The following is a 15,657-nucleotide window of genomic DNA, read 5'->3' on the forward strand; positions in this document are numbered from 1 at the left end:
CAAATATCATTGAAAGCTTCGCCGCTGAGGGGCATCATTCGACAAATATTTGGCCTTCATGGACGATGCCAGTGGTAAAAGTCATTTTATTGACTCATTGCGCAAAAGCCTGCCAGGTTGCTCTGTTTACTTTTGCTGCACTGCCCAGGCAGTGCCCCTGACTCGAGGCTGTGAGATGAGTGTTCTGATTCCTTGCATCATCGCTGGCGGCGCCGGCACCCGCCTGTGGCCGGTATCGCGCGAAACCATGCCCAAGCCGTTCATGCGCCTGCCTGACGGCCAGAGCCTGCTGCAGAAAACCTTCGCCCGCGCCAGCCGCCTGGCCGACGTCGAGCGGATCCTGACGGTGACCAACCGCGAGGTGTTCTTCCGCACCCAGGATGAATTCCGCCAGTTGAACAAGGCCAACCTGGCCCTGGACTACATCCTAGAACCCTTTGGCCGCAATACAGCCGCCGCCATTGCCGCTGCCGCCCTGCACTGCGCCCGGCTGTACGGTGAGGATGCGCAACTGCTGGTACTGCCGGCCGATCACCTGATCAACGACCTCAGCGCCTTCGACCAGGCCGTCAGCCAGGCCCGCTTGCTGGCTGCCCAGGGCTGGCTGACCACCTTCGGCCTGTTGCCGACCCGTGCCGAAACCGGTTTTGGCTATATCCAAAAAGGCCAGGCCCTGGATGCCAACGGCTTCAGGGTTGCCCGCTTTGTCGAAAAGCCCGACGCCGACACCGCCCAGCAGTACCTCGATGGCGGCCAGCACCTGTGGAATGCCGGGATGTTCTGCATGCGTGTCGACGCCATCCTGCATGAGCTGGAACAGCACGCCCCGCAACTGCTGGCGGCGGTCAATCACTGCCTGGCCCTGAGCCCGTGCAAGGAAGGCGCCCGCGAGTGTCAGGTGGAACTGGACCCGGACAGCTTCGCCCTGGTGCCGGACATTTCCATCGACTATGCCGTGATGGAGACCTCGCAACAGGTCGCGGTACTGCCCAGCCAGCTGGGCTGGAGCGATATCGGCAGCTGGGAGGCGGTGCGCGAGCTCAAGGCCGGTGATCATCAAGGCAATCGCTGCACCGGCGAAACCGTGCTGCACGATGTGCACAATTGCTACATTGACTCGCCACGGCGCCTGGTCGGCGCGGTGGGCCTGGACAACCTGATTATCATCGACACCCCCGATGCCCTGCTGATTGCCGATGCCGCGCGCAGCCAGGAGGTCAAGGTGATTGCCCAGCAGCTCAAGCGCCAGGGCCACGACGCGTTCCGCCTGCACCGCACGGTCAACCGCCCGTGGGGCACCTACACGGTGCTCGAGGAAGGCCCGCGGTTCAAGATCAAGCGCATCATGGTCCGCCCCGAGGCTTCGCTGTCGCTGCAGATGCATCATCACCGCAGCGAGCACTGGATCGTGGTCAGCGGCATGGCCTGTGTGACCAATGGTGAAGAGGAATTTCTGCTCGATACCAACGAATCGACCTTCATCAAACCCGGCCGGGTACACCGCCTGACCAACCCGGGGGTGATCGATCTGGTAATGATTGAAGTACAAAGTGGCGAATACCTGGGCGAGGATGACATCGTGCGCTTTACTGATATCTATGGACGCGCCCCGGAGCCAGCCGCAAGCTGATTCCCCCGGCGCGTCCATTTTTATCTGCATGCCGTTACCCGCCTGAACACAGAGGAAAGGGGTCATGCGCGTACTCTGGACACTACCCTACCTGCCCTGGCCCACCACCAGCGGCGGTAAAACACGGCAATACCACCTGCTGCGCAGCCTGGCGCAGCGGGGTCACTGCATCACCCTGCTGGTGCAATCGAAAATCCCGCCCAGCGACGCGGCCCGACAGGCCTTGGAACCTTTGCTCGAACGCCTGATCGTGCTACCCAGGCGCCCCTTCCACAGCCCCCTGAACCTGCTGGCGGCGATCTACCCCAGCTATCCGATGCGCGCCAGCATCAATGGCCTGGCGCCGCACCTGCGCCACTGCTTCGAGCAATTGCTGGAAGAGCCTTGGGATGTCATCCAGATCGAGCACAGCTACAGCTTCCAGCCGTTCGAAAAGGCCCTGCAGGCTCGCGGGCTGCCGTTCGTGCTCAGCGAGCACAACATCGAATCGGTCAATGGCGCCGCTTGCCACGACCGCTTGCCACTGTGGCTGCGACCGTTCAATGCCTTTGATCGCTGGCGTTACCGGCGCTGGGAAAACCGCGTGCTCAGCCAGGCCCATGAAGTGGTAGCGGTCAGCCCAACCGACGCCGAACACATCAGCCAGGCGACCGGCGCTGCGGTGTCGGTGGTGATCAATGGCGTGGATTGCGCGCATTACCAGGATATCCAGCCGTCGCTGTGCAGCCAGCGCCTGCTGTTCGTCGGCAATTTCGAATACGGCGCCAACCTTGAAGCCATCGAATGGGCGCTGGAAGACATTCTGCCGCAAGTCTGGTTGAGCAACCCCGCAGTACGCCTGGCCGTGGTTGGCCACGCCTTGCCGCCCAGCTGGAAACTGCGCTGGAGCGACCCGCGAATCGAATGGATTGGCTACCTGCCTGACCTGCGCGAACTGCAACGCAACTCGGCGATCTTCTTTGCGCCGCTACGTTATGGCGGCGGCTCGAAGATCAAGATACTGGAAGCCATGGCCGCCGGGCTGCCGGTGGTAACCACGGCCAAGGGCGTGTCAGGCCTGCAGGTGACCCATGGCGAGCACTACCTGGCCAGTGACGACGGCGACCAGCTGGCGTTGATGATTAACCAACTGCTCAATCAGCCCTGGCGCCTGCGCCAGCTGTCGCAAGCGGCGCGGGAGTTTGTCTGCAGCCGCCACGACTGGAGCATCGCCGCTGCCCAGCTGGAAAGCGTACATGCGCGCCCCAGCCTGCGCGCGCCGAGCGGTGCCACCCTGATGGGCGACACCCTGCTCAGCCGCTCAACCAAGTAGCTCGCTCAAGGGAATGAACTGCACGATATCGCCCTTGCCCGGGGTCTGGCCCTCACGGACTTCGACCAGGCCCTCGGCCCAGGCGGCGCTGCGCAGCACCCCTGAACTCTGGTTCTTGTAGATCAATGCGCTGCCCTGCTCCAGCCGCCCGCGCAGGTATTCGCGGCGAGTGCCAGCCTTGGGCCAGTCGAACCCGGCCGGCACCGCGAACTGCAGCGGCGTGACCTCGGTAACACCCTGGCGGCGCAACAGGTAGGGGCGGGTCAGCAGGCCGAAGGTCACCAGGGTCGAAGCCGGGTTACCCGGCAAGCCAATGACCGGGACGCCCTTGTAATGACCGAAGGTCAGCGGCTTGCCCGGCTTGATTGCCAGCTTCCACAGCGACAGTTCACCCTCTTCACGCAGGGCGATGCCCAGGTAATCGGCCTCGCCCACCGAAACACCGCCAGTGGAAAGGATCAGGTCGACGCCCTGCAGGGCAGCCAGGCAGTTGCGGGTTTTCTCCAGGTCATCGGCCAGAATGCCAGCGTCGATCACTTCACAGCCCAGGCGTTGCAGCCAGCTGCCGAGCAGCCGCCGGTTGCTGTTGTAGATCTGCCCGGGCCCCAGGGGCAAGCCGGGCTCGACCAGTTCGTCGCCGGTCGACAGCACAGCGACCTTGACCCGCCGCACGACGGTCAGCTCGGCGCACCCCAAGGAAGCTGCCAGGCCCAGCTCGATCGGCCCCAGGCGCGTACCCGCGGCCAAAACCGCCTCGCCAGCGCGGGTTTCCTGCCCTTGCGGGCGAATGTTCTGACCGACGCGAAGCGCCTCGGTAAAGCGCACGCGCTGATCGTCCAGGACGTCGGCGTTTTCCTGCATCTCAACGCAATCCGCCCCCACCGGCACCGGCGCCCCGGTAAAGATCCGCGCACAGGTACCCGGCTGCAACGGCTCGGGTGAATGCCCGGCGAATACCCGCTGGCTGACCGTCAAGGGCTCGCCCGTCCAGTCGGCCAGGCGCAGCGCGTAGCCGTCCATGGCGCTGTTGGGCCAGGGCGGCAGGTCGAGGCTCGAGACCAGCTCATGTGCCAGCACGCGGCCCTCGGCGTCGGCCAGGGCGACCTGCTCGGTAGCGGTGATAGGCGCGGCTTCGGCCAGCGCCAGCAGTTTTGCCAGGGCTTCTTCGACCGGCATCAGTTGAGTGTGCATGGGCGCCTCAACCACGGCTTTCGCAGGGCGCGGCCTGCTTGAGGTGGGTGACGAAGTTGCACGGGCGATGACGGGCGTCGAGCTGCTCGGCAAGGATGCCGTCCCAGCCGGTGCGCACGGCGTTGGTCGAGCCCGGCAGGCAACACACCAGGGTGCCGTTGGCCAGCCCGGCCAGGGCCCGGGACTGCACGGTGGAGGTACCGATATCGGCCAGGGAGATATGCCGGAACAGCTCGCCAAAGCCATCGACCTGCTTGTCCAGCAGGCAGGCCACGGCTTCCGGGGTGCTATCGCGCCCGGTAAAGCCGGTACCGCCGGTGATCAGCACCACCTGCACCTGCTCATCGGCGATCCAGGTGGCGACCTGGGCGCGAATCTTGTACAGATCGTCCTTGAGCAGCACCCGCGCCGCCAGAGCGTGGCCGGCCTCGCTCAGGCGGTCGACGAACACCTGGCCGGAGGTGTCGGTTTCCAGGGTGCGGGTATCGCTGACCGTCAGGACGGCAATGTTCAGCGGCACGAAAGGTACATCTGCCTTGGCTTTCATGGGACCTTGAATCCATTGATAGGAACGAATGAGCGGTGTTATATCACAGCCCTGCCTGCCTCGCGCCCGCCAGCGGCCCAGGCATTGTTGCCGGTCAATAATGCTAGATTGCCGCTATGCTGAAATCTGCATGGAACTTGCGCAGGCGCCATGCGTCTCAAGAAACATTACGCACCATCCTTTACTGGAGAAACACAATGATTCAACGGACTCTTCCCGCTTTCCTGCTCGCCCTGGGTCTTGGCACTCTGGCTGGCTGCGCTTCGCCGACCGTCATTACCCTGAACGACGGCCGCGAAATCCAGGCGGTCGATACTCCGCAATACGACGAAGACTCGGGCTTCTACGAATTCGAACAACTGGACGGCAAGCGCACCCGCATCAACAAGGACCAGGTCCGCACCGTCAAGGACCTGTGAGCTGATCGACAGGCCGCCTCTGGGGGCTTGTCGAGGAGAAGATTTTGAGTAATATTTTCTCCATCGGAGTGTAGCGCAGCCAGGTAGCGCGTCTCGTTCGGGACGAGAAGGCCGCAGGTTCGAATCCTGTCTCTCCGACCACTTTACTCAGCAAAAAGCCCGCCCTCGCGCGGGCTTTTTCGTGCCTGGCAGACGAGCAGCAGTGGCCAGCATTGCGCGGCGGCGACGCTGCCAGCAGAATGCGCGCCTTTTTGAACAGTAAGGTTGATTCACATGCGTAAGACACTTGCCGCCCTGACCCTGGGCCTTTTGTGCGCACAAGGCGCCATGGCCGGTGATGGCCAGACCGCTGTAGGCGGTGGCCTGGGTGGTGTTCTGGGTAACGTGGTCGGGCAGAAGCTTGGCGGCAGCACCGGTGCGGCCATTGGTGCCGGCGTCGGCGGCGCGGCAGGCAGTGCCATGGGCGCGAAAAAAGGCAACAAGACCAAGGCGGCCATTGGTGGCGGCCTGGGTTCGGCCGGTGGCTCGCTGGTCGGCGGCAAGCTCGGTGGCAGCACCGGCTCGGCAATTGGCGCAGGCCTGGGCGGCGCGGCTGGTGGTGCGTTGGGTAACAACCTGGCGGACAGTCATCGCAAGAAACGCCACTGATCCGCAACCGAGTAGCCGGCGATATTTTTGCCAGGCCAGAAACAAACAAGCCCCTGAACTGGGGCTTGTTTGTTTCTGGCAAAGCGAAAGCTTACAGCGCAGGCTCAGCCTGTACCGCAGCCGCTTCTTCCGGCAGCACCGGAACGTACAGCAGGTTCAGACGCGAACTGCTCCACTCACGGGTCTTGTTGGTCAGCTCAAGGTTGTTGTTGAGCTTCTGGCCGTAGGTCGGCACGATTTCCTTCAGCTTGGCCTGCCACTCAGGAGTCTTGATGCGATCCTTGAAGGTCTTTTCCAGCACGCTCAGCATGATCGGCGCAGCGGTCGAAGCACCTGGCGAGGCACCCAGCAGTGCGGCGATGGTGCCATCCTGGGCAGCAACGACTTCAGTACCGAACTGCAGGATGCCGCCGTGCTCAGGGTCCTTCTTGATCACCTGGACGCGTTGACCGGCCTGCAGCAGTTTCCAGTCTTCGTTCTTGGCGTTCGGGAAGTACTCGCGCAGGGCCGCCATGCGGTCATCGAAGCTCAGCATCAACTGACCCATCAGGTAGGTGCTCAGGTCGATGTTGTCGATACCGGCGTGGGTCATCGGCATGATGTTGTGGGTGGTCAGCGCAGCGAACATGTCCAGCAGCGAGCCGCTCTTCAGGAACTTGGTCGAGAAGGTGGCGAACGGGCCGAACAGCAGCACTTCCTTGCCGTCGATCACGCGGGTGTCCAGGTGCGGAACCGACATTGGCGGCGCACCAACCGAAGCCTTGCCGTACAGCTTGGCTTTGTGACGGGCAACGATGTCCTGGTTGTCGGTCATCAGGAACTGGCCACCGACCGGGAAGCCGGCATAGCCGTCAGCTTCAGGGATGCCCGATTTCTGCAGCAGCTTCAGCGCGCCACCACCGGCACCGATGAAGACGAACTTGGCCTTGATGCTGCTCTCGACGCCCTTGTTGGCCAGGTCAGCGACGACCACGGTCCAGGTGTTGTCGGCGTTACGGACGATGTCACGGACTTCGTGCTGGACGTGCAGCTTGACGTTGTCGTGCTTGGTCAGCGAGGCGAACAGCTGGCGGGTGATCTCGCCGAAGTTGACGTCGGTGCCGATCGGCATGCGGGTGGCGGCGATCTTCTGGTCGGCAGCGCGGCCTTCCATCACGATCGGTACCCACTTCTTGATCTGCTCGTGGTCTTCGGAGTACTCCATGCCACGGAACAGCGAGCTGTGCTGCAGGGCTTCATGACGCTTCTTGAGGAACTCGACGTTCTTGTCGCCCCAGACGAAGCTCATGTGCGGCACGTTATTGATGAACGAGGTCGGGTTGCTCAGCACGTTCTGCTCGACCTGGTAGGCCCAGAACTGCTTGGAGATCTCGAACTGCTCGTTGACGCCAACGGCCTTGCTGATGTCGATCTTGCCGTCGGCACCTTCGCTGGTGTAGTTCAGCTCGCAGAACGCGGAGTGACCGGTACCGGCGTTGTTCCAGGCGTTGGAGCTTTCTTCGGCGACCTTGTCCAGGCGCTCGTAGATGTCGATCGACCAACCGGGTTCCAGCTCATTGAGGTAGGTACCCAGGCTTGCACTCATGATGCCGCCGCCGATCAGCAGCACGTCTACGGTTTTCTCGGGCTCACTGGGCTTGGAGCAACCGATGACACTCAGGCACAGGAGCGTCAGCAGGATTTTTTTCATAGTTCAATCCAATTGAAGTGAAGTAATTGGCAATGACCGCAGGTCCCGTAGTGCACGCCCGGATTCTTGTTGTTGCTCGCGCAGTCCAAGGCTTAGCGTAGCTGGTGCTCGGGCAATCGGCCCGGACACCCGCGCACTGGATGGCGGCTGGGGTTGTTCGATGGATCGGGAACGGTCGTCACGCCAGACGCGGGGCATGGCCGCCGCTGTCAGGGTGGGTCGCCTTAAAGCAGGAAGCGGGCCAACTTTTACAAGACCAACGGCTAATAGCTAGGACGTGTCGTCGCACCCCAACTTTAACGGTTTAGCTGGCGACAATCCGCCACATTGCCGGGCCTTTACCGCTGGATGTGGCGGATTTCCCCCGCTTTTGCTCAAGCACTCAGGCGCGCAGTGACCTCCCCCAACTGCCCGGACAAGCCGTGCAAGTGCTGCCCGGCCTGCTCGGTCTGCTGCACCGCCTGCTGGTTGGTGGTGGCAATCCGGGTAATTTCCACCAGGTTACGCGAGATGTCCTCGGCAACACTGGTCTGCTCTTCCGCCGCCGTGGCGATCTGTCGGTTCATGTCGCGGATAGCCTCGACGGCAACGGTGATGCGCTGCAGCATCTGCCCGGCCTGCTGCACCTGCTCGGCGCCCTCCTCGCTGCGCTGCCGGCCACTCTCGATGGCTTTTACCGCCGCCACGGCGCCGGACTGCACGGCGCTGATGATCTGGTTGATTTCGGCAATCGACGCGGCCGTACGCTGGGCCAGGCTGCGCACCTCATCGGCGACCACGGCAAAGCCGCGTCCGGCCTCACCGGCCCGTGCCGCCTCGATGGCGGCGTTGAGCGCCAGCAGGTTGGTCTGCTCGGCAATCGCGCGGATCACTTCCAGCACCTTGCCGATACGGTCGCTGTCGGCTTCCAGATGGCGAATCACCTTGGCGGTGTCGGCAATTTCCTGGTTGACCCCGGCAATGGTGGCAATGGTTGCCTGCATCACCTGCTCGCCGGCCTGGGCGCTGTGGTCGGCTTCATCGGCGGCGCGCGCGGCGTCGGCGGCATGGCGGGCGACTTCCTGGGCGGTCGCCGACATTTCATGCATGGCCGTAGCGACCTGGTCGGTACGCTGGAACTGGTCGTCGGTGCCTCGGGCCATGTTGCCGGCAATGCCGCGCAGCTCGCCGCTGGCGCTTTCCAGCTCACCGGCATTGCGCTGCAGGCGGCTGAAGGTGTCGGCAAGAAAGTCGCGCAGAGTATTGGCCGCCACCGCCAGCCGCCCCAGCTCATCCTGGCGATCGCTGGCGACCCGCGCGGCGAAGCGCCCCTGGCTCAACTGCGCGACATAATCGATCAAGCCACGGATCGGCTCGATCAGGCTGCGGTTGACCAGCCACAGACTGAACAGCCCGACCAGCAACGCCGAGCCGAACATCACCAGCAGCCCCAGCCAGACCGTACGCTCTGCCGACTGGTTGATGGTCTGGGCACGCGCCTGGGCATCGCTGCGCAACTGGCTGACCAACTCACTCATTTGCTCGCTGGCAGCGCGGTCAACACCTTTGACTGCCTGATCGCCTACAACAGGATCAGCGCCCGCCGCCAGAAACGCCTGACGCCCCTGTGCGTAAGCCTGACCCAACTGTCGGTGGCTGGCCTTGAGTTGCTCGGCACGGCCCTTGAGCGGCTGCTCGCTGCGGGCGATCAACTGGTCAAGGATGCCCTGCACCTGCTGCTCACGGGCCAGGAACTGCTGCCAGTACTTGTCCAGCTCGGCGGGCTGCTTGCCGCGCAGCAGCACGTTCTTCCACTCCTGGACCTGAACCTTGAACTGCAGGTTGGCTTCATCGATCAACTGCGACGCCTGCAATGGCCCGTCGATCAGCTGGCCGTAGCCGCGCACGCTGGAGGACAACAACTGAAAGCACACCAGGGCGATCAGCAGGATCGCCGCCAGGCTGCCGCCGAGCAGGGCGAGAATTTGCACTCTGAGGGATTTACGCAACATCGGAAGAAGTCCCGGAACAAGGAATAAGGGAGCGGCGCCACTCGGCGCCAACCAGGCAAAGACGTCCCTGTCCTCGTTCACTGGCCACTGACGGCAGGCCAAAAAAAAGCTGCCATCGATCGATAGCAGCCAGGTTCGAGCATTACGCAACAGCTGGAACAGATAGTCTCAAGGGATTGCTACAGAAATGTGACAGTCTGTAGGACGCTGTCACATTTCCGTCACGTTATTGAATTGCAACGCCGCCAGCCGTGCATACAAGGGGCTCTGGGCAATCAACTGGCGATGCGTGCCGATGGCCACCAGCCGGCCCTGATCAATCACCGCAATGCGGTCGGCATGCTGCACCGTGGCCAGGCGATGGGCGATCACCAGGGTGGTGCGCCCGCTCATCAGGGTCGGCAGCGCCTGCTGGATCAAATGCTCGCTCTGCGCGTCGAGGGCGCTGGTGGCTTCGTCCAGCAACAGAATCGGTGCATCCACCAGCAAGGCCCGGGCAATCGCCAGGCGCTGGCGTTGACCGCCCGAGAGGCCAAGGCCGGCGTCACCCAAGTGAGTCTGATAGCCCTTGGGCAACTGCAAGATGAACTCATGGGCATGGGCGCTGCGGGCAGCAGCCTCGACCTGTTCGGCCGTGGCATCGGCACGCCCGTAGCGGATGTTGTCCTCCACCGTGCCAAAGAACAGCGCCGGGTTCTGCGCTACCAGGGCGAAGTGGCGGCGCAGGTCCTGCGGATCGAGGCACCTGATGTCCTGACCATCAAGCAGGATGCGCCCTTGCTGCGGGTCGTAAAAACGCAGTAACAGGTCGAACAGGGTCGACTTGCCCGCCCCCGACGGCCCGACCAGGGCCAGGGTTTCGCCGGGCTCGACAGTAAGCTTCAGGTCATTGATGGCCGGCGATGTTGGCCGTGATGGATAAGAAAAACGGATGCCCTGCAACTCGACCCGGCCACTGACCCGCAGCGCCGAGCGCTGCAGGTCAGCAGGCGCGACTATCTCGCTGCGCGCTGCCAGCAGCTCGGCAATCCGCTCGCCGGCACCGGCAGCGCGCTGCAGCTCGCCAATCACTTCGCTGAGGGTGCCGAAGGCGCTGCCGACGATCAGGCTGTAGAACACGAAGGCGGCCAGCTCACCGCCGGAAATACGCCCGGCGATCACGTCCATGCCACCGACCCAGAGCATTACCCCGACTGCCCCGAGCACCAGCACGATCACCAGGGTGATCAGCCAGGCGCGCTGGAGGATGCGTTTGCGCGCTACCTCAAAGGCCGCCTCGACCGTGGCGCCGAAGCGCTGCTGGTCGCTGGACTGGTGGTTGTAGGCCTGCACGGTCTTGATCTGGCCGAGGGTCTCGGCCACATAGCTGCCGACGTCGGCGACCCGGTCCTGGCTTTGCCGCGACAGGCTGCGCACCCGCCGACCGAAGATCAGGATTGGCGCCAGCACCAGCGGCAAGGCCAGCACCACGATGCTGGTGAGCTTGGGGTTGGTGACAAACAGCAGGACGATGCCGCCCAGCACCATCAGCGCGTTGCGCAGGAACAGCGACAGCGACGAGCCGATCACCGATTGCAACAAGGTTGTGTCGGCGGTCAGCCGCGACTGGATCTCCGAACTGCGGTTACTTTCGAAAAAACCCGGGTGCAGGTAGATCAGATGATCGAACACCTGCTGGCGGATATCGGCCACACAGCGTTCGCCAATCCACGACACCAGATAGAAGCGACTGAAGGTACCGATCGCCAGGGCCAGCACCAACAGCAGGAACAGGCCGATGGACTGGTTGAGCAGGTGTGGCGACTGGGTCATGAAGCCCTGGTCCACCAGCAGGCGAATACCCTGGCCCATGGACAGGGTAATCGCTGCGGTAACGATGAGTGCCAGCAAGGCCAGCAGCGCCTGCGTGCGGTAAGGACGGATAAAACGCCAGCCCAGGCGCAGGGCCTGGCGCTGGCGTGAAGAAAACCGGTTGAGCATGGAGTACGCCGTTTGTCCGCTGTTTACAGCAGCCTACACCGGACCGTTGATCAAGCGCCAAGGAACTGCGGGCAATGATTGGGCGTCGGAACCAGAACCTGGGCATATAAGACCCAGGCCACAGCCGGCTAGACCGTTTCGGTCTAAAGTACTACTGGAGGTTTACTCGGCTTTCTGATGGACTGGACACGTCGCACAGTGATAACCGAAGGAGCTGTCACAGGCCGGTCACGAGGCGATTCTAGTCTGAGCTTGCAACCTGATGAGGAGACAGGAAATGAGCTTGCAACATCAAGGCAATACCCAGGAAAAACCCGCGCCTAACCCCCAGGCATCGGTAGGCGGCACGATCATCGACAAGGATGGCAATGAGATCACCATCACCGAGGAGATGATCCAGCAGGCCTGCGAGAAGCTGGAAAAAAGCCGGGTAGAACTCGCCAAGAAAGACTGACCCACCCGAATTCTTCAACCCGGCGCACGCGCCGGGTTTTTATTGGTTCTTCACGGAATCCCGGGGGCTATGATTCTTGGGTTGGGTTGCGGGCTAATCCATTCGGTGTGGCGCCGCTGTTGGCCCCTTCCGCCCTTTCGGCGGGTCCCTTTTGTTCTTGGCAAAAGGAACCAAAACCGCTCGCTCCAGCATACGGCCCTACGCTGCGCTCCGGGTTCCTTCGCTACGGTGCCTTCCAGGGGCATCGCGGCCTACGACTTGCTTCGCCAAGTCTACGTCTCGCGACTTCGGCTCAGGCCGAAGGGTGCTACGCACCAGCCCCCTCCAGACACCTACGCTCAGCCTCCTGAAGTCGCGAAGTTACGGGCGGCGCCTGCACTGACGCATCTACGAAAGCAGATGTTGGCGAAGCCATGCTGCCGCAGGAGCGGGACAAGCCCGCTGATAAAACGAGCACCAACTTGTTTGGTCTTGATCTTGATGTTCATGCACGTACTTCCAGGCACCGCGAAAAGCGACTTCAGGAGGCCGAGCGTAGGTGCCTGTAGGGGCGGTGCGCAGCACCTTCGGCGGCAGCCGAAGACGCGAGATGTAGACTTGCGAAGCAAGTCGTAGGCCGCGATGCCCCGGAAGGTGCCGTAGCGAGGGGACCCGAAGCGCAGCGTAGGGCCGTATGCAGGAGCAAGCGGTTTTGCCTACTTCTTCCCAAGAGAAAAGTAGGCCGCCGTAAAGGCGGAAGGGGCCAGCAGCAGCCCCACACTGAATGGATAAACTCGCAGCCTCAACATCCCAACCCGGGATTCCGTGAAGAGCCTTTTTATTGCCCGCTATTTACACCAGCACGCCGCCCAGGGCGCGGACCAGCTGCGCCAGTTGCGGCGCTTCACCGTGCAGGCGCACGGCCAGGCCTTCGATTTCACGGCGCGGCGGGTAGTGCTTGCGCAGGTTGTCGAAGGCGGCCTTCTGCTGCGCCGGGTCGCGGCTCAAGCTGCGGCGAAAATCGGCATCGTCACGGCGCGGGTCATACACCGCACGGCACAGGGTCGCGAGGGCCCAGGCCGGATCGGTCTCGGCCTGCAAGGCGACTTCGGCCAGCCACGGCTGTGGCAGCAGGTCGCTCAGTTGCACCTCGGCAGGTTCGCCCCGCCAGGCGCAAAACGCCTGGTAGATCTGCGCGGTGCCGCGCTGCTTGCCGTCCAGGCTGTAGCCAGCAATATGCGGGGTGGCGATCACGCAGAGGTCGGCCAGGGCCAGGTCGACCTGGGGCTCGCCCTCCCAGACGTCGAGCACCGCCTGGATATCGTCGCGCTCGCGCAGCAGCTGGCGTAGAGCCTGATTGTCGACCACCGGGCCGCGGCTGGCATTGATCAGCCAGGCGCCGGGGCGCAGGCGGGCCAGTTGCGCCTGGCCCAGCAGGTGCCAGGTCGGCAGCTCGCCGCTACGGGTCAGCGGGGTGTGCAGGCTAATGACGTCGCACTGCTCGATGATCTGCTCCAGGCTCACATAGTCGCCGCCTTCGCGCGCCTGGCGCGGCGGGTCGCACACCAGCACCTGCCAGCCAAGGCCGCGCAGCACTTCGACCAGACGCCCACCGACTTCCCCGGCGCCGACCACCCCATAGGTGCGCGCAGGCAAGCTGGCGCCGTCGAGCTCGGCCAGGGTCAGCAGGCTGCCGAGCACATAGTCGACCACCCCGCGGGCGTTGCAGCCTGGCGCGCTGGACCAGTGAATACCAGCCTCGGCGAAGTAATCCAGGGCCAGGTGGTCGGTGCCGATGGTGCAGGTGCCGACAAACTTCACCTGACTGCCTTCGAGCAAAGTGCGGTCAACCTTGGTCACTGAACGCACCAGCAGCACATCGGCATCCTTGACGCAGGCGGCATCGATCGCTCGCCCGGGGTAGCGGCGGATTTCGCCAAAACCGGCAAAGAAGGCATCGAGCAGCGGGATATTCTCGTCAGCAACAATCAGCATGGCGCTCTCCTATCGGGGTGCGCAGTGTAGGCCGATACGGGTGGGGCGATCCACAGGCAGGCGAGGTTCCTGACTGCCGCGTCAAGGCGTAGACTAGCCGGCTTTGCCCATCTTTCCTGTGGACGCCTGCCTTGTGACACCGATGACCGCCGAGACCCAAACCCCCGCCCTGTCGCGCCCGACGCGGATCCGCAGCGAGCTGCGCGGCCTGCTGATGCTGGCCACGCCAATCATCATTGCCCAGTTGGCGACCACCGCCATGGGTTTTGTCGATGCGGTGATGGCCGGCCGGGTCAGCCCCCGCGACCTGGCAGCCGTGGCGCTGGGTAACTCGATCTGGATTCCGGTGTACCTGCTGATGACCGGCATCCTGCTGGCGACCACGCCCAAGGTTGCCCAGCGCTATGGCGCCGGCCAGCACGCCGAGATCGGCCCGCTGGTGCGCCAGGCATTGTGGCTGGCACTGTGCGTCGGCCTGATCGCCAGTGGCCTGCTGCTCAGCGCCGAACCGATCTTGCAGGTGATGAAAGTCGACCCGCAACTGGTGGCGCCGAGCATGGGCTATTTGCAGGGCATTGCCTTCGGCTTCCCCGGTGTCGCCCTTTATTACGTGTTGCGCTGCTACAGCGATGCCCTGGGCCGGACCCGGCCGAGCATGGTTATCGGCTTGTCCGGGCTGCTGCTGAACATTCCACTGAACTATGTACTGATTTACGGCCACTTCGGCATGCCGGCTCTGGGCGGCGTCGGTTGCGGCTGGGCCAGCGGCATCGTCATGTGGTTCATGGCCTTGAGCATGGCCGCCTGGACCCACTGGGCCCCGGCCTATGCCCGCCACCGCGTGCTGGTGCGCCTGGACAAGCCGCAATGGCCGGTGATCAAGCGCCTGGTCGGCGTCGGCCTGCCGATCGGCATCGCGGTATTCGCCGAGTCGAGCATCTTCGCAGTGATTGCCCTGCTGATCGGCAGCCTCGGCCCGACCGTGGTGGCCGGGCACCAGATTGCCCTGAACATCAGCTCGCTGCTGTTCATGATTCCGTATTCGCTGGGGATGGCGGTGACCGTGCGGGTTGGCCAGGCGATCGGCGCCGGGCTACCGCGCCAGGCGCGCTGCGCCGCCCTGGTGGGCCTGGGTGCGGCGCTGGTGTTTGCCTGCTTCTCGGCCAGCCTGATCCTGCTGATGCGCGAGCCCATCGCCTCGATCTACACCCCGGACACGGCGGTGATCCAGATTGCCGCGATGCTGATCGTGTATGCCGCGCTGTATCAGTTCTCCGACGCCATCCAGGTGATTGCCGCCGGCGCCCTGCGCGGTTACCAGGACACCCGGGTGACCATGATCCTGACCCTGTTCGCCTACTGGGGCATCGGCTTGCCGGTGGGTTACGTGCTCGGCCTGACCGACCTGTTCGGCCCCGCAAGCGGCCCTAACGGCCTGTGGGAAGGCCTGATTGCCGGCCTCACCTGCGCGGCGCTGATGCTGGCGATTCGCTTGGCGCGCAGCAGCGCCAAGCACATTCGCCGCGCTGAAAAGCGTTAACCGAGCTTCTTGCGGATCCAGTACAGGTAAGTGCCCGCCTCTTCCTGCTGCTGGACCAGTTCATGGTCGAGGAACACGCAGAACTTGGGGATATCGCGACGGGTCGAGGGATCGGTGGCGATCACCTTGAGCAGGCCGCCGGGGGCCAGGTCGCGAATGTACTGGTGCAGCATCATCACCGGCTCCGGGCAATTCAGGCCGGTGGCGTCGAGGATGGCATCTGGGGTGAAGTCAGTCATGTAGAACTCCGGAAACAATCAGCTATTGTCGCTCAAGCCGCT

14 protein-coding genes, 1 tRNA gene and 1 pseudogene are annotated in these 15,657 nt (G+C 63.4%); 7 read left to right on the plus strand and 9 right to left on the minus strand.

Features of this window, described 5'->3' with window-relative positions; genetic code table 11:
- Window positions 1-175 precede the first annotated feature (175 nt).
- Window positions 176-1,630, plus strand: a complete 1,455-nt coding sequence (locus LOY37_RS18570) for a mannose-1-phosphate guanylyltransferase/mannose-6-phosphate isomerase (protein WP_258715483.1) — start codon at window positions 176-178, stop codon at window positions 1,628-1,630.
- Between the two features lie 64 nt (window positions 1,631-1,694).
- A complete protein-coding gene (locus tag LOY37_RS18575) occupies window positions 1,695-2,942 on the plus strand; it encodes a glycosyltransferase family 4 protein (RefSeq protein WP_258715484.1) in 1,248 nt (415 codons plus the stop codon).
- Here the strand turns inward: LOY37_RS18575 and glp are convergent.
- Window positions 2,931-4,133, minus strand: coding sequence for a gephyrin-like molybdotransferase Glp (gene glp, locus LOY37_RS18580; protein WP_045194942.1), 1,203 nt, complete (start codon window positions 4,131-4,133; stop codon window positions 2,931-2,933). The two genes, LOY37_RS18575 and glp, sit on opposite strands and share 12 nt — an antisense overlap.
- Window positions 4,134-4,140: 7 nt before the next feature.
- Entirely contained in the window at window positions 4,141-4,680 is a 540-nt protein-coding gene (gene moaB / locus LOY37_RS18585; RefSeq protein WP_045194944.1) for a molybdenum cofactor biosynthesis protein B, read from the minus strand.
- 197 nt (window positions 4,681-4,877) lie between these two features.
- Between moaB and LOY37_RS18590 the strand changes: the two genes are divergently transcribed.
- The 3 genes from LOY37_RS18590 to LOY37_RS18600 all read left to right on the plus strand — a co-directional run bounded on the left by LOY37_RS18590 (window position 4,878) and on the right by LOY37_RS18600 (window position 5,747).
- Window positions 4,878-5,099 carry a YgdI/YgdR family lipoprotein gene (locus LOY37_RS18590; RefSeq protein ID WP_010223359.1) on the plus strand — a complete coding sequence of 74 codons (222 nt, stop codon included), beginning with the start codon at window positions 4,878-4,880 and terminating at the stop codon, window positions 5,097-5,099.
- 64 nt (window positions 5,100-5,163) lie between these two features.
- Window positions 5,164-5,240, plus strand: a tRNA-Pro gene (locus LOY37_RS18595).
- A gap of 132 nt (window positions 5,241-5,372) precedes the next feature.
- On the plus strand, window positions 5,373-5,747 hold the full coding sequence (locus tag LOY37_RS18600; protein WP_038994310.1) for a bacteriocin: 375 nt from the start codon (window positions 5,373-5,375) through the stop codon (window positions 5,745-5,747).
- 91 nt (window positions 5,748-5,838) lie between these two features.
- On the opposite strand, the gene mqo is transcribed toward LOY37_RS18600, so the two are convergent.
- The 4 genes and pseudogenes from mqo to LOY37_RS18615 all read right to left on the minus strand — a co-directional run bounded on the left by mqo (window position 5,839) and on the right by LOY37_RS18615 (window position 11,408).
- Window positions 5,839-7,437: a malate dehydrogenase (quinone) gene (gene mqo / locus LOY37_RS18605; RefSeq protein WP_258715485.1), complete on the minus strand. Its 1,599-nt coding sequence runs from the start codon at window positions 7,435-7,437 to the stop codon at window positions 5,839-5,841.
- 374 nt (window positions 7,438-7,811) lie between these two features.
- Complete coding sequence (locus tag LOY37_RS27645; protein ID WP_408980731.1) at window positions 7,812-8,579, minus strand: methyl-accepting chemotaxis protein; 768 nt, start codon at window positions 8,577-8,579, stop codon at window positions 7,812-7,814.
- Window positions 8,580-8,696: 117 nt separating this feature from the next.
- Window positions 8,697-9,428, minus strand: a pseudogene (locus tag LOY37_RS27650) (methyl-accepting chemotaxis protein); the annotation flags it as partial.
- Between the two features lie 210 nt (window positions 9,429-9,638).
- A complete protein-coding gene (locus LOY37_RS18615; protein WP_258715487.1) occupies window positions 9,639-11,408 on the minus strand; it encodes an ABC transporter transmembrane domain-containing protein in 1,770 nt (589 codons plus the stop codon).
- Window positions 11,409-11,685: 277 nt separating this feature from the next.
- Between LOY37_RS18615 and LOY37_RS18620 the strand changes: the two genes are divergently transcribed.
- Window positions 11,686-11,862, plus strand: a complete 177-nt coding sequence (locus tag LOY37_RS18620; protein ID WP_176794234.1) for a PA1571 family protein — start codon at window positions 11,686-11,688, stop codon at window positions 11,860-11,862.
- Window positions 11,863-12,200: 338 nt separating this feature from the next.
- Here LOY37_RS18620 and LOY37_RS18625 read toward each other — a convergent pair whose 3' ends face one another.
- Window positions 12,201-12,350 (minus strand): hypothetical protein, encoded by a 150-nt coding sequence (locus tag LOY37_RS18625; protein WP_258715488.1) that lies wholly within the window; start codon window positions 12,348-12,350, stop codon window positions 12,201-12,203.
- Between the two features lie 343 nt (window positions 12,351-12,693).
- Window positions 12,694-13,836 carry a 4-phosphoerythronate dehydrogenase PdxB gene (gene pdxB / locus LOY37_RS18630; protein WP_258715489.1) on the minus strand — a complete coding sequence of 381 codons (1,143 nt, stop codon included), beginning with the start codon at window positions 13,834-13,836 and terminating at the stop codon, window positions 12,694-12,696.
- Window positions 13,837-13,978: 142 nt separating this feature from the next.
- On the opposite strand from pdxB, the gene LOY37_RS18635 reads away from it, so the two are divergent.
- Entirely contained in the window at window positions 13,979-15,376 is a 1,398-nt protein-coding gene (locus tag LOY37_RS18635) for an MATE family efflux transporter (protein ID WP_258715490.1), read from the plus strand.
- On the opposite strand, the gene tusA is transcribed toward LOY37_RS18635, so the two are convergent.
- The gene (gene tusA / locus LOY37_RS18640; protein WP_045194957.1) at window positions 15,373-15,615 is read right to left on the minus strand and encodes a sulfurtransferase TusA; all 243 of its coding nucleotides are present in this window, start codon (window positions 15,613-15,615) and stop codon (window positions 15,373-15,375) included. The two genes, LOY37_RS18635 and tusA, sit on opposite strands and share 4 nt — an antisense overlap.
- Between the last annotated feature and the right edge of the window lie 42 nt (window positions 15,616-15,657).

It is taken from the genome of Pseudomonas sp. B21-012 (assembly GCF_024749305.1).
Classification (GTDB): domain Bacteria; phylum Pseudomonadota; class Gammaproteobacteria; order Pseudomonadales; family Pseudomonadaceae; genus Aquipseudomonas.

Excerpts from the sequence above, each read along its gene's own strand:
- LOY37_RS18570 (WP_258715483.1), top strand. The coding sequence starts at position 176 with ATGAGTGTTCTGATTCCTTGCATCATCGCTGGCGGCGCCGGCACCCGC.
- LOY37_RS18575 (WP_258715484.1), top strand. The coding sequence starts at position 1,695 with ATGCGCGTACTCTGGACACTACCCTACCTGCCCTGGCCCACCACCAGC.
- glp (WP_045194942.1), bottom strand. The coding sequence starts at position 4,133 with ATGCACACTCAACTGATGCCGGTCGAAGAAGCCCTGGCAAAACTGCTG.
- moaB (WP_045194944.1), bottom strand. The coding sequence starts at position 4,680 with ATGAAAGCCAAGGCAGATGTACCTTTCGTGCCGCTGAACATTGCCGTC.
- LOY37_RS18590 (WP_010223359.1), top strand. The coding sequence starts at position 4,878 with ATGATTCAACGGACTCTTCCCGCTTTCCTGCTCGCCCTGGGTCTTGGC.
- LOY37_RS18600 (WP_038994310.1), top strand. The coding sequence starts at position 5,373 with ATGCGTAAGACACTTGCCGCCCTGACCCTGGGCCTTTTGTGCGCACAA.
- mqo (WP_258715485.1), bottom strand. The coding sequence starts at position 7,437 with ATGAAAAAAATCCTGCTGACGCTCCTGTGCCTGAGTGTCATCGGTTGC.
- LOY37_RS27645 (WP_408980731.1), bottom strand. The coding sequence starts at position 8,579 with ATGGCCCGAGGCACCGACGACCAGTTCCAGCGTACCGACCAGGTCGCT.
- LOY37_RS18615 (WP_258715487.1), bottom strand. The coding sequence starts at position 11,408 with ATGCTCAACCGGTTTTCTTCACGCCAGCGCCAGGCCCTGCGCCTGGGC.
- LOY37_RS18620 (WP_176794234.1), top strand. The coding sequence starts at position 11,686 with ATGAGCTTGCAACATCAAGGCAATACCCAGGAAAAACCCGCGCCTAAC.
- LOY37_RS18625 (WP_258715488.1), bottom strand. The coding sequence starts at position 12,350 with ATGAACATCAAGATCAAGACCAAACAAGTTGGTGCTCGTTTTATCAGC.
- pdxB (WP_258715489.1), bottom strand. The coding sequence starts at position 13,836 with ATGCTGATTGTTGCTGACGAGAATATCCCGCTGCTCGATGCCTTCTTT.
- LOY37_RS18635 (WP_258715490.1), top strand. The coding sequence starts at position 13,979 with ATGACCGCCGAGACCCAAACCCCCGCCCTGTCGCGCCCGACGCGGATC.
- tusA (WP_045194957.1), bottom strand. The coding sequence starts at position 15,615 with ATGACTGACTTCACCCCAGATGCCATCCTCGACGCCACCGGCCTGAAT.